Raw genomic sequence first — 12873 nt, forward strand, 5'->3', positions numbered from 1 at the left:
GCGGGATTGTCCATCTTATCACCCGATAGACCGCATGCCACCTGGATGGGCAGCCAACGGCCAATCCGGGAGACCACCATGCACACCATCGACACCATCTATATGGACGGCCGCTTCGTCACTCCGCACGGCACGGAACTGTTTGACCTGCACAACCCGGCGACCGGTGCCGTCACCGGCCGCGTCCGCCTTGCCGACGAGGAGGATGCCCGCGCGGCCATCGCCGCCGCCAAGCGCGCCTTGCCCGCCTTCTCCCGCACCGGCAAGGCGGAGCGGATCGCCATGCTGCACCGGTTGGCCGATGCCGTCGCCGCCCGGCGCGACGACCTTCTCGACGCCGTGATCGGGGAGTACGGCGCTCCGGCCTCGCGCGCCGACTTTATGGTCGATCATCCGGTGAACGCCCTCCGCGAAACCGCCGAACTGCTGGCCGACTATCCCTTCCTCCGCCGGATGGGCACGGCCGAGGTCAGCATGGAGCCGCTCGGCGTCGCCGGGCTCATCACGCCGTGGAACAGCAATGCCGGCTTCATCTGCGGCAAGCTCGCCACCGCCATCGCCGCCGGCTGCACCGCGGTGATCAAGCCCAGCGAGATGAGCGCCCGCCAGACCCGGATCGTGACCGAGGCGCTGCATGCCGCCGGCTTGGCCCCCGGCCTGTTCAACATCGTCACCGGCCGCGGCGACCGGGTGGGGGCGACGATCTCCAGCCACCCCGATGTCGCCAAGATCTCATTCACCGGATCCACCGCCACCGGCAAGGCGATTCTGCGCTCCGCCGCCGACACGCTGAAGCGGGTGACGCTGGAGTTGGGCGGAAAGTCGCCGACGATCATCCTCGACGACGCCGACCTGTCCCAGGCGATCCCGCTGGCGATCAACGCCGCTTTCATGAACAGCGGCCAAGCCTGCATCGCCGGCACCCGCCTGCTTGTCCCGCGCAGCCGCCTCGCCGAGGTCGAAGCGCTGGCCAAGGCGGCGGTCGAGGCGGTGCGCGCCGGCGACCCGCGCGATTCCACGACAACGGTCGGCCCGATGGTCAGCCGGACCCAGTGGGAGCGGGTGCAGCGCTACATCCGCATCGGGGTGGAGGAGGGCGCCGTCCTGCTGGCCGGCGGAGAAGGCCGGCCGGACGGGCAACCGGAATTTTCCGGGGGCTGGTTCGTGCGGCCGACCCTGTTCACCGCCGTCCGCAACGACATGACCATCGCGCGGGAGGAGATCTTCGGCCCCGTACTCTCCATCCTCCCCTATGACGACGAGGAGCAGGCCATCGCCATCGCCAACGACAGCATCTACGGCCTCCAGGCCTATGTGCTGTCGGGCGACACGGCGCGTGCCCGCCGCGTGGCGGAGCGCATTGTCGCCGGCCGCGTGCTGATCAACAGCCTGACCCACGACCCGAAGGCGCCGTTCGGCGGCTTCAAGCAGTCCGGCATCGGCCGCGAATATGGCAGCTTCGGCCTGGATGCCTTCCTGGAACCCAAGGCGCTGCTGGGGGAGGGCGTCTAGGCGCCCGCTTCCCCATCCAGGATGGCGTCGATCTCCGCCCGCAACCGCATCAGACGGTCGCGGTTGTCGGGGTCGAGGTAGCGGCGCCGTTCGCGCACCACGGCCACATCGCGCAGGATGCGCTTCACGCTGGCCTGCAAGGTCCGCATCGCTTCCTTGGCATCCGGCTCCTGGGGCGTCTCCGGCGGCGAAGCGTCTTCCACGGCGCCCCCGCTGGCATGGTCGCGCTTGGCCTGCCGCACCGCCTTGACGCTGGCGCCCTCCTTGGCGCGTTCCCACAGCCGGGCATGCAGTTCGGCCGGGGCGGCGGCGATCTCGATCATCACCGAACGGGAGACATGGGCGAAGCGCGTCGCATACTCCTCCCGCATCTCGGCCGGCAGGCCCATGATCGCCAGCAGCTTGGTCACGTCGGTGCGGTCGCGCCCGACCACGGCGGCCAGCTCGTCATGGGTGTAGCCGTGCTTGTCGATCAGCCGGGCCAGCGCCGCCGCATATTCCACCGCGTTCAGGTCGACGCGCTGGACATTGTCGATCAGCCCGATCTCGTCCGGATCGCCGGAGGTCAGGATGGCGAAGACCGTCTTGCGGCCCAGCATCTCGTGGGCGCGCACCCGGCGCTCGCCGCCGATCAGCAGATACTCGCCCTGGGGCAGGGGACGGACCAGGATCGGGTTCTGCAACCCGTGCCGCTCGATGGACGATGCCAGGCTGCGCAGCTCCGCCTCGTCGAAATGGCGGCGCGGCTGGTCGGGGTTGCGGTGGACGCGGGCGAGGTCAAGCTCCACCACATGCGGAAAGCCGGCCGAGGTGCCGAACAGCCGGTCGCTGCCCACCGTCAGCCCACCCGCCATCGCGCCCGCCGGCTCCGCCGCGCTGCCCAGCAGTTCGCGGGTCTTGCGTTCGAACTTACGCGACATGCGGCAGCTCCCGGTTCTGGGCATAGGCGCGGATCTGGCGCGCCACCTCGCGGAAGGTTTCGGCCCCCGGCGCTTTCGGATCGCCGGCCAGCGTGATCATGCCGGCGGCGGCGGCCTTGCCATAGACGGTGGCGCGCGGGATGGGGGCGAAGACCGGCACCTGACCGGCGTAGGATTCCATCAGCTCCTGCAGGGTGGCGCGGTCCTGGGTCAGCCGGTCGTTGTACATGGTCGGGATGATGCCGGCGATGCGCAAGGACGGGTTCACCCGGCGGCGGATGCGGCCGATGGTGTCGACCAGCCGCTTGACGCCCAGCAGGGCCAGCGCCTCCGTCTGCACCGGCACCACCACCAGCTCCGCCGCCGACAGCGCATTGGCGGTGACCAGCCCCAGGTTGGGGGCGCAGTCCATCACCACGAAATCATAGGCGTGGCGCACCTCGTCCAGCTTCTCCCGCAGGATCAGCCCGCCGGTGGAATCGGCCGCCAGCTCCACGTCGGCATCGGCCAGCGACAGTCCGGCCGGGACCAGATCCAGCCCGCGCTCCGCCGTCGGCATGATGACCGAGGTCAGCGGCTCTTCCGAGCGCAGCACATAATAGAGTGTCTTGCGCTGCTGCTCCAAAGCGACGATGGCGGCGTTGCCGATGCCGACATGGACGGTGGCGTTGCTCTGCGAATCGCAGTCGATCAGCAGCACCCGCGCCCCGCCTTCCGTCAGGGCATAGGCGAGGTTGACGGCGGTGGCGGTCTTGCCGACGCCGCCCTTCTGGTTGGCGACCGCCAGATAGGTTGCGGAGCGGGGCCGCTCGTCCGCCTTGTTGCGGGTCAGGAAATCGACCAGCTGCTGCGGGATGCGCTCCGCCCCGCTTTCCCAGCGGCTGATCCGCGCCTTGGTATAGCTGCGGCCGAGCTGCGCGTTCAGCCACTCGGCGAACTGCGTCTGGTTCTCGCCGCGGCGCTCGCGCAGTTGGCGCATGTCGTCGCCCCCGATCGACAGCATTCCGATAACTCCCCTCAACTCCGGCGGCCCACAGATGCGGCCGCGCGGAGTCTGAGCAAGTTGCCGGAACTTTGTCAATGGAGCCTACGCGGAGTTGCCACAACAACCCTGCCGCCCTCAGTCGGGTCGTAGTCGCGGTTCCCGCCCGTCCGCCGATGCCGACATCGCGTTCCGCGCCATATCGCCCCCTCCGCCCGGCCCACCCCAGGGCAAGACAGCTCCGCCGCCGCCGGCCGGTTCCCCGGCAGCGGGACGCCTGAACCTTGGTGACGCCCCGACGGCGACATGGGCCGCCCTGATTTGAACTTTGGTGACGCCCCTGGCCGAACCGACTCGGCAAGACTCCTGAACTTTGGTGACGCCGGGCGGTTCAGCGGCGGTTCTGGGCTTTGAACTTTGGTGACGCCACCAGCCCCGAATCGACTCGACCGGCGGTTTGAACTTTGGTGACGCCCGGACAGTGCGGACCGATGATGGGTGTCGGGGCAAGCCTCCGCTCAGGTCCGCGTCCTTCCCGCGAAGGCGGGAATCCAGCCAATTCAGCGACTTATCCGGGACGTTTCCTGGTTCCCCGCCTTCGCGGGGATGACGGAGTGATGACGGAGGGCCGACAACTCTCCCGGCAGACCGTGCGATGCCGGTAATGGCACGGCTCCAATCTGCTGGAATCCTTGAACTTTGGTGACGCCCCGCAAGCGCCGCCACCCGAATCCGACCCCGAATCGACAGGTCCGGCGTCACCAAGGTTCAAACTGCCAAGCGATCGGCAGACCCGATTCGTCCACAGCCACGCGGTTTTTCCCCATGAACTCTGGTGACGCCATCCTTGAACTGTGGTGACGCGACTCGGACTTATCCCCTGAACCTTGGTGACGAATCTAATAGTTGGTTCCAAATAGCTTCCAATTAGCCTGCGTCACCAAGGTTCAAATTGCCTTCGGCGCGATCCGGGGTGTTGTATCTGGCAGGTTCGGTCACCGGCCCGTCACATGACGCTCGGCCACAGCACCGGCACCGGTGGCCAAAAGCGGGAGGTCGTCATGGGCAGCATTCATCGTTTGATCGAGACTCACGGACGCGACGGCGCGCTGGCCCTCGTTTCGGACGAGGAACGGCCCCTGATCGACATCGCCGCTGCCGTCCAGGCGGCGGAAAACGGCAAGCTCGGCATCACCTATGCCGGATTCTGCCAGACGGCGCTGCCCCACCGCCAGCTTCCCGACGACCAGCATTGGGAACGGCCGGGCCACAAGGTCAAGCTGGTGATCCAGCCCGGCGTGATCGAGGACCGCAACGGCGTCACCCGCCGAATCGGCGTCCCCTATGGCAGCCGGGCGCGCATGATCCTGCTCTATCTGCAGACCCGCGCCATCCAGACCGGCAATCCGGAGGTGGAGCTGGGCGGTTCCATGCATGACTGGCTGAAACGCATGGACATTCCGATCTGCGGCAAGGCCTATCGCGACGTGGAGGATCAGGCGGCCCGTCTGTCCGCCTGCCATCTGACCTTCTTCACCGACGCCGACGGTGGCCGGCGGCAGAGCAAGGAATCGATCGTCGCCGACGCCATCCAGCTGCGCCGGCCCGACGACCGCCAGGGAACCCTGTTCACCGAGACGGTGCGGCTCAGCGACAGCTTCTTCAAGGCGTTGCGCGAACACCCGGTCCCGGTCGCGGAAGAGGCGCTGAAGGCGATCAGCGGCAAGTCGATGGCGCTCGATGTCTATATCTGGCTGGCCTACCGCCTGCATTCGCTGGACAAGCCGACGCCGATCACCTGGGCGGCCCTGCACGGCCAGTTCGGCGCCGGCTATGCCCTGGTGCGCCAGTTCAAGACCAAGTTCATCCCGAATCTGAAATACGCCATGGCCGCCTATCCCGACGCCCGCGTCGAGGAAGCCGCCGAGGGCCTGATCCTCTACCCGTCGCGACCGCCGATCAACGAGCGGGTGATGGCGCGCATCGCCTGATGTCCTGCGGACTCCCGGCGCTGAACTTTGGTGACGCCGGTCCCGCAGATTCCTGAACTCTGGTGACGCTGCGTATCGCAGGTCGGCGGTCACGAAAAGCGTTCTATCACCAGATCCATCAGGGCGCGCAGGCGGGCCAGCCGGCGGAGATCCTGGTGATAGCCGACCCAGACATCGCGTCCGGGCGGCGGCTCGCCAAGGTCGATGACCTGCAACCTGTCCAGGGCATCGCCGATGGGGCGCGGCAGAACCGCCAATCCGACGCCGTAGGCGGCCATGGCGGCCTGGACGTCACGGTTGTTGCTGCGAAACGCGATGCGGGCGTTCGGCAGCATCCGCCGCAGCCATGCGACATCCGGCATGCCGCCGAAGGCGGCGTCCATCGTGACCAGCGCGCAATCCGTGCCGTCACCGACCTTCGGCGGCGGGCTGCCGACGATCCCGTACAGGGCGTAGTCGATCCGGGTCAGCTTGCGCTGCACCACTTCCGGCTCGTCGAACGGACGGATGCGGAACACGAGGTCGGCCTCGCGCCTGGAGAGGCTCAGCAACCGCGCTTCGGTCAGCAATTCCACCGTCACACCGGGGTGGCGCCGCGTGAACTCGTGGATGACCGGGGTCAGCATGTGAAGGCCGAACCAGTCGGAGGACGACAGCCGCAGGCTGCCCTCCAGCCGTCCGCCTTTGCCGGCCAGTTCGCGCTCCAGCGCAAGGCTTTCCTCTTCCATGCGCTCGGCATGGCGCAGCACGGCCGCCCCTTCGTCGGTCAGCACGAAACCGTCGCTGGTTCGCTGGAACAGCGTGTGCCCCACCGCCTCTTCCAGCGCGCGCAGACGCCGCCCCATGGTCGGCTGGGTCTGTCCGATCCGCCGTGCCGCCGCGCCGAGCGTGCCCTCGCGGGCGATCGCCAGGAAAATCCGAAGGTCGCTCCACTCCATGCCCGATCATACATAAATGAATGGAGTTCAAACAGTATCGTTATTTTTCAAACAACCGCGTTGGGGACATCCTTCGGGACATCACCACGATGCACCCCAACGAGGAGCAAGGCCATGTCCCAGGATCAAAACAACACGATGCGCGCGCTGGTGCTGGACGCGTACGACGCCCCGTTCCGGCTGACCGAGGTGGCGCGGCCGGTGGCCGGTCCCGGTCAGGTGCTGGTCCGCATCGCCGCAAGCGGCGTCAACCCGCTGGACACCAAGATCCGGGCCGGCGCCGCCACCCATGCGAAACATCCGCTGCCCGCCATCCTCGGCATCGATCTGGCGGGCGAGGTCGTCGCCGTCGGTCCCGGCGTCACCACCTTCAAGCCCGGCGATCAGGTCTATGGCATGACCGGCGGCGTCGGTGGCCGGCAGGGCTCGCTGGCGGAATACGCCGCGGTCGAGGCCGACCTGCTCGCGCACAAGCCGGCGAACCTGACGATGCGCGAAGCCGCCGCGCTGCCGCTGATCACCATCACGGCCTGGGAAGGTCTGGTCGACCGCGCCAATGTGCAACCCGGACAGACGGTTCTGGTCCAGGGCGGCGCCGGCGGCGTGGGCCATGTGGCGGTGCAGATCGCCCGCGCGTTCGGCGCGGCCGTCTGGGCGACGGAGTCCGCGGGAAAATTGGCGCTCGTCGAACGGCTGGGCGCCACCGCCATCGATTACCGGGCCGAGACGGTCGAAGCCTATGTCGCCCGCCACACCGGGGGCCGTGGTTTCGATCTGGTCTATGACACCGCCGGCGGGCCGGTGCTCGATGCCTCGTTCCAGGCGGTGCGGCGTTTCGGCCATGTGGTCAGCTGCCTGGGCTGGGGCACGCATGCGCTGGCGCCGCTGTCGTTCCGTGCCGCGACCTATTCCGGCGTCTTCACCCTGCTGCCCATGCTGACGGGGGAAGGAATGGCGAACCATGGCGAAATCCTGCGCCGCGCCGCCGCCCTGGTCGAAGCCGGCAAGCTGCTGCCCCGTCTCGATCCGCGGCGCTTCCCGCTGGAGCAGGCCGACGAAGCGCACACCGCCGTGACCGACGGCAGTGCTGGCGGCAAGATCGTCGTCGACATCGCGTTCTGACCGCACCGATCTTCAACTCCGGGCGGACGTCACCAAAGTTCAAGGAAAGTCGTTGGTGACAGCGGACCTGCGGCGGCGATTTTCCCATCGCCGCTTATCCGCCCGCCCTCTCCGTGGTAGGACTATGAACCTATAGCCGGCCATGGAGGGTGCATCATGTCCAGCCCGTCGCAGATCTCCGGCTCCAACCGGTTTTGGTCGGGATGCCAACGGGTTGCCGGCCGCGTCATCCACGTGTTCAGCCCGGATGGAACAGGTGAACAGCTCCCCGGATCCTGTTTCACGGTGTTTCAAACGTCCCATTCCCCCTTCGCCCCAGGGTCGGCGAAGGGAGGGGACTCGCTTCCCGAAGCGTTACGCCCGACCCGCCGCCACGTCGCGCAGATAGCCGCGCGGCAGGGCGTCGTTCAGCCCATCTACCCCGGTCTGCACCGCACGGGCGAGCGCGGTGCGGGCCAGCACCACCAGCAGGTCGGTCTGGGTGATCATGCCCAGCACCCGGCGGTTCTGGTCGACGATCACCACGTCATGGGTGCGGCCGTCGGACAGGCGGCCGAGCAGGCGGAAGACCGGCGTGTCGGGCAGCTCGGTCGCCGCCGGCGCCATCACCGCGGCGACGCGCGATCCGTGATGGACGGCGTCGCCATGCGACAGCTGCTCGTGCCCGACGATGCCGACCACCATGTTCTGCCCATCCACCACCGGCAGCGTGCGGAAGCCATGCTCCAGCAGCCGGGCGCGCGCCACCTGCGGGTGGGTGTCCGGCGTCACCGTGACCACGTCGCGCGACATGATCTCCCGGCAGGTGATGTCGGCATGCAGCCGCTCCAGCGCGTGCAGCTCGGCATTGACCAGCAGGGCGCCCAGGTCGTCGCGGCTGACGTCCAGCGTCTCGGCCAGCGTGCGAAGCGCAACATCGACGTCGCCTTGGGTCAGGCCGGGCCGCAGCTGTGCCGGCGGATCGTTGGTGCGGTGGGTGTTGACCGCCTTGTGCGGATAGCGGTGGCCGGACAGCCGGTGGAACATCAGCCCGGCGGTCAGCAGCAGGATGGAATTCACCGCTACGGGGAAGAAGGCGAACTTGATCCCCATCTCCGTCACCGCCGGCCCGCCCAGCACCGCGGTCAGCGCGGCGGCGCCGCCGGGCGGATGCAGGCAGCGGGTCAGCGACATGGTGGCGATGGCCAGCGCCACCGCGGCGGCCCCGGCCAGCATCGGGTCGGGAATGACGCTGGCGACCAGCACGCCGACGATGGCCGACAAGGTGTTGCCGCCGATGATCGACCAGGGCTGGGCCAGCGGACTGGCCGGCACGGCGAACAGCAGCACCGCCGACGCCCCCATCGGCGCCACCAGCACCGGCGCGCTGGACATGAAGGTCAGCATGTTGCGGCAGAGCAGCCCGGTCGCGGCGATGCCCAGCAGCGCGCCGCAGCAGGCGATCATCCGGTCGCGCAACGTGGCGCCCGGCAGGATCGGCCGGAACACCAACTCACCCAATCCTGCCAAGCGGTGCCGCAAGGCGGCAAGCTTTCCCCTGGTCATACGGTCCCCATTCCCCGGTCTAAACTGCTGATCACCCATTCGGCACTTTGCCCATTCCGGCGGCAAAGTCCGCCGACCCTAAAACCTCAACAGAACTTGAGGTCAAGCGGAAAAGCCGTCAGACTGGCGGGATGGAGGGTTGCAGGAGAGGGGAGGGACCGGAATGCTGTCGCCGGAGGAGTACGACAAGGAGTTGACGGTGGGGGAGGTGGCGCGCCGCTCCGGCGTGGCGGTTTCGACCATCCATTTCTACGAGGCGCAGGGGCTGATCCGCAGCTGGCGAAATCCCGGCAACCAGCGCCGCTTTTCCCGCGACGTGCTGCGGCGGGTGGCGGTCATCAAGGTGGCGCAACGGCTCGGCATCTCGCTCGCCTCCATCGCCGACGCGCTGAACGCCCTGCCGCAGGACCGCTCCCCCACCACTGCCGACTGGCGCCGCATGTCGGAACGCTGGCGGACGGAACTGGACGACCGCATCGCCAAGCTGACCAAGCTGCGCGACAATCTGGACAGCTGCATCGGCTGCGGCTGCCTGTCGATCCGCGAATGCCCCCTGCGCAACCCTTGGGACGAGCTTGGCGACGCCGGCGCCGGCCCGCGGCTGCTCGACCCGGCCTGACCTTGGGCCCGCCTGACCTTGGGCTTGTCCCACATTAAAATTGCGGCCCATACGAAAATAAGGGGTGAAGACGGCGCGGCGATGGTCCATGGAATCGGCCGTCGAAAGAGCCATCCGTCACCTCAGAGGATCCACAGGGTGATCGTCGCCAATCCGCCCCGTATCGCAGTCCGTTCCGCCGCACCGCTCCGTCGTCTGGCTGCCTGCCTGTCGCTTGCCGCCGCTTTTCTGGCTTCGGCCCCCGCCGCCGCGCTGACCCCGCCGGATACGGCGGCCAGGCAGGCCTATCTGGTCGATCTGACCAGCGGAGAGGTGCTGCTGGACAAGGACGGCGAGACCCGCATGGCGCCATCGTCGATGACCAAGATGATGACGGCCTATCTCACCTACGACGCCCTGGTCCATGGCCGGACGACGCTGGACACCGGCTTCCCGGTCAGCCAGACCGCCTGGAAGATGGGCGGCTCGCGCATGTTCCTGAAGCTGGGCAGTCAGGTGCGGGTGGAGGATCTGTTGCGCGGGCTGCTGGTCGACAGCGGCAACGACGCCGCCGTGGCATTGGCGGAGGGGCTGGCCGGCAGTGAATCCGCCTTCGCCGCGCTGATGAACGCCAAGGCGCGCGAGCTGGGAATGACCGACACCCACTTCATGAACGCCAGCGGCTGGCCCGATCCGGGCCACTACACCACCGCCCGCGATCTGGCGACCCTCGCCACCCACCTGATCCGCGACTTCCCGCAATTCTACCATTACGAGTCGGAACGGACCTTCACCTGGAACGGCATCCGCCAGGGCAACCGCAATCCGCTGCTCTACCACCCCGTCAGCGTCGACGGCATCAAGACCGGCCACACCGAGGTCGGCGGCTACGGCCTGACCGCCTCGGGCGAGCGCAACGGGCGCCGTCTGGTGTTGGTGGTCAACGGCCTGACCAGCGCGCAGGCCCGCAACGACGAGCCGACGCGGCTGCTCGACTGGGCCTGGAACAGCTTCAAGCTCTACCCCCTGCTGCACAAGGGCGAGCTGGTCGAACAGGCGCCGGTGTGGATGGGGGCGGAGGACAGCGTGCCGGTGACGGTCGCCGACGACGTGACGGTGACCATGGCGCCGGCCGACCGCAACAGCCTGCATGTCGTCGCCACCCTGGCCGAGCCGCTGCCCAGCCCGGTCCACCGCGGCGATGTCGTCGGCAAGCTCCGCATCGACTATGACGGCGCCGTCCGCCGGACGGTGGATCTGGTCGCCGGCGCCGACGTCCCGGCCTCCAGCGGTCTCACCGCTCTCGGCCAGCGGCTGGGGTATCTTCTTCCGTGAGGTGCCTTGCGGGGCCGGCGTGATGGCCGGCCCCGCGCGCAGCTCTCAATCCACCTTCAGCGTGATGGTGCCCATGGTGCCGTAGCGGGCGACCGACCGGCTGCCCGGCTCGACGAAGACGGTGCCGGTGCAGGATCCGGTGGTCACCACCTCGCCGGCATGCAGGCCGCCGAAGCTGCGGGTGCCGACATTGGCCATCCACACCAGCAGCCGGACCGGATCGCCGGCGCTGTTGCCGCCGACGACATCGACCTTGGTCTCGCCATCGACCTCCAGCGTCACCGTCTCCGTCAGCGGGTCGAGCGAGCGCCAGTCGGCGATGGCCGGCCCGACGATCAGGGCGCCGTGGTTGAACTGGTCGGCCATGTGGCTCAGCCGGTCCTGGCTGCCGAACCCGGCGAAGCGGGTGTCGACGATCTCCCAGGCGGGATGGACCGAGGCGACGGCGTCCAGAACCTCTTCCCGGCTGTAGGGCTGCTCGCGCACCGGCAGGTCGCGGGCGAAGCGGTAGGCGATCTCCGCCTCCACCCCGATGACCTGGAAAAGATTGGCCGGCAGGTGATCGGTGCCTTCGAAGACGGTGGCGGCGTTGATCGGCGCACGGAAGGGCTCGGCGTCCGGCGTCACGGCGCCGACCTTCCAGGCGGTGACGGGCCCCAGGCGGCGGGCGACGGCATCCTGGATCTCATAGGCCTCCGCTTCGGTCGCGGGGCGGTTGTCCAGCCCGGTCAGCCACTGGCGGGTCTCGCGCGCGGCGATCAGGGCCTCGACGGTATCGGTCATGACAGGTCTCTGTGGTGGAGGATGGGAGAGAGGGCGCCGCCCAGGGAGTCGCTGGGGGCGCCGCAGGATTGGCGGACCACGAGCCGGCTGGGCAGAATGATCCGCTCGGGCGGGCCTTGCGGGTCGGCGATGCGGCGCAGCAGCAGGCGGGCGGCCTCCTGCCCGATCTGCCTTGCGGAGGTGGCGACGGTGGTCAGCGCCGGCCGGCTGAGCGCGGCCTCCGGCACGTCGTCGAAGCCGGTGACGGCCAGATCGCGCCCGGCCCTGAGTCCGCGCGCCTCCAGCCCCAGCATCAGCCCGAGCGCCACCACGTCGTTGTAGCACAGCGCCGCCGTCGGGGCCGCCGTCCGGGCCTGCGGCCGATTCAGCAGATGATCAGCCATCTCAGCACCCGACCGCCGGGTCAGCGGGCAGCGCAGCACCAGATCGTCGGCCAGCCCGTGCCGCCGCATCGCCGCGGTGAAGCCGGCATGCCGCGCCGCGTAGGCCGAATGGTCCAGCGTCCCGCCCACGAAGGCGATCCGCCGGTGACCCAGCGAGATGAGATGCTCGGTCACCGTCTCCATGCCCGCCTGGTAATCCACGCCGGCATAGTCGCGTTCCTGATCCGAGACGAAGCGCAGGGCCTGCACGCAGGGCAGCCGCCAGCGGTCCAGCCGGTCCAGCAGCTCCGCCTGCGTGCCGGCGGCGGGGCAGAGGATCACCCCGTCGACATTGTGCTCCCGCATCCGCTGCAGGAAGCGGTCCTGGCGCTCCGGCTGCTCGGCGGTGTTGGCGATGAAGGCGACGAAGCCTTCGGTGTCCAGCACGTCGTCCACCCCCGCCGTCAACTCGGCATAGAAGGGGTTGTTCAGTTCGCAGACCAGCAGCCCGACCGTGTGGGTGCGGGCTGCGCGCAGATTGGCGGCGCCGCGGTTGTAGATGTAGCCCAGCGCCACCATGGCGGCCTGGACCCGCTCCCGCGTTTCCGCCGCCACCAGAGGACTGCCGCGCAGCACCAGCGACACCGTCGAGCGTGACACCCCGGCATGGCCGGCGACCTCCGTCAGGGTGACGCTTTCAGGCTTGCTGCCGGCAGGTTTGCTACTGGCCGGCTTGCTGCTGCCCGGTTTGCTGCTATCGCGCGGCTTGGCCACGGCGGCGGTGC

The 12873-nt window shown here is 68.6% G+C and carries 11 protein-coding genes; 5 read left to right on the forward strand and 6 right to left on the reverse strand.

All coding sequences use genetic code 11. The features are described from left to right. Positions 1-78: 78 nt before the first annotated feature. Positions 79-1512 (forward strand): aldehyde dehydrogenase family protein, encoded by a 1434-nt coding sequence (locus FZ029_RS27040; RefSeq protein WP_149272767.1) that lies wholly within the window; start codon positions 79-81, stop codon positions 1510-1512. Here the strand turns inward: FZ029_RS27040 and FZ029_RS27045 are convergent. Together FZ029_RS27045 and FZ029_RS27050 are read right to left on the reverse strand one after the other, a co-directional pair. After that, positions 1509-2432, reverse strand: a complete 924-nt coding sequence (locus tag FZ029_RS27045; protein WP_149272768.1) for a ParB/RepB/Spo0J family partition protein — start codon at positions 2430-2432, stop codon at positions 1509-1511. The two genes, FZ029_RS27040 and FZ029_RS27045, sit on opposite strands and share 4 nt — an antisense overlap. Then, a complete protein-coding gene (locus FZ029_RS27050; protein WP_149272769.1) occupies positions 2422-3435 on the reverse strand; it encodes an AAA family ATPase in 1014 nt (337 codons plus the stop codon). The genes FZ029_RS27045 and FZ029_RS27050 overlap by 11 nt, the downstream gene beginning before the upstream one ends. 1040 nt (positions 3436-4475) lie before the next feature. Between FZ029_RS27050 and FZ029_RS27055 the strand changes: the two genes are divergently transcribed. Then, entirely contained in the window at positions 4476-5405 is a 930-nt protein-coding gene (locus FZ029_RS27055; RefSeq protein WP_109074722.1) for a replication protein RepA, read from the forward strand. 89 nt (positions 5406-5494) lie between these two features. On the opposite strand, the gene FZ029_RS27060 is transcribed toward FZ029_RS27055, so the two are convergent. Next, positions 5495-6343, reverse strand: a complete 849-nt coding sequence (locus tag FZ029_RS27060; RefSeq protein WP_149272770.1) for a LysR family transcriptional regulator — start codon at positions 6341-6343, stop codon at positions 5495-5497. Positions 6344-6457: 114 nt separating this feature from the next. Between FZ029_RS27060 and FZ029_RS27065 the strand changes: the two genes are divergently transcribed. Next, positions 6458-7465, forward strand: coding sequence for a zinc-dependent alcohol dehydrogenase family protein (locus FZ029_RS27065; RefSeq protein ID WP_211104230.1), 1008 nt, complete (start codon positions 6458-6460; stop codon positions 7463-7465). Between the two features lie 354 nt (positions 7466-7819). On the opposite strand, the gene FZ029_RS27070 is transcribed toward FZ029_RS27065, so the two are convergent. Then, the gene (locus FZ029_RS27070) at positions 7820-9010 is read right to left on the reverse strand and encodes an HPP family protein (protein WP_149272771.1); all 1191 of its coding nucleotides are present in this window, start codon (positions 9008-9010) and stop codon (positions 7820-7822) included. 163 nt (positions 9011-9173) lie between these two features. Between FZ029_RS27070 and soxR the strand changes: the two genes are divergently transcribed. Both soxR and FZ029_RS27080 read left to right on the forward strand, forming a co-directional pair. Continuing rightward, positions 9174-9629 (forward strand): redox-sensitive transcriptional activator SoxR, encoded by a 456-nt coding sequence (soxR, locus tag FZ029_RS27075; protein WP_149272772.1) that lies wholly within the window; start codon positions 9174-9176, stop codon positions 9627-9629. A gap of 138 nt (positions 9630-9767) precedes the next feature. Further along, positions 9768-10943 (forward strand): D-alanyl-D-alanine carboxypeptidase family protein, encoded by a 1176-nt coding sequence (locus tag FZ029_RS27080; protein ID WP_188052066.1) that lies wholly within the window; start codon positions 9768-9770, stop codon positions 10941-10943. Positions 10944-10988: 45 nt separating this feature from the next. Here FZ029_RS27080 and FZ029_RS27085 read toward each other — a convergent pair whose 3' ends face one another. Together FZ029_RS27085 and FZ029_RS27090 are read right to left on the reverse strand one after the other, a co-directional pair. Further along, positions 10989-11726 carry a fumarylacetoacetate hydrolase family protein gene (locus FZ029_RS27085; protein ID WP_149272774.1) on the reverse strand — a complete coding sequence of 246 codons (738 nt, stop codon included), beginning with the start codon at positions 11724-11726 and terminating at the stop codon, positions 10989-10991. Next, positions 11723-12862, reverse strand: a complete 1140-nt coding sequence (locus tag FZ029_RS27090; RefSeq protein ID WP_149272775.1) for a LacI family DNA-binding transcriptional regulator — start codon at positions 12860-12862, stop codon at positions 11723-11725. Before FZ029_RS27090 ends, FZ029_RS27085 begins: the two co-directional genes overlap by 4 nt. Positions 12863-12873: the final 11 nt, after the last annotated feature.

Source organism: Azospirillum sp. Sh1 (assembly GCF_008365135.1).
Lineage (GTDB): Bacteria > Pseudomonadota > Alphaproteobacteria > Azospirillales > Azospirillaceae > Azospirillum > Azospirillum oryzae.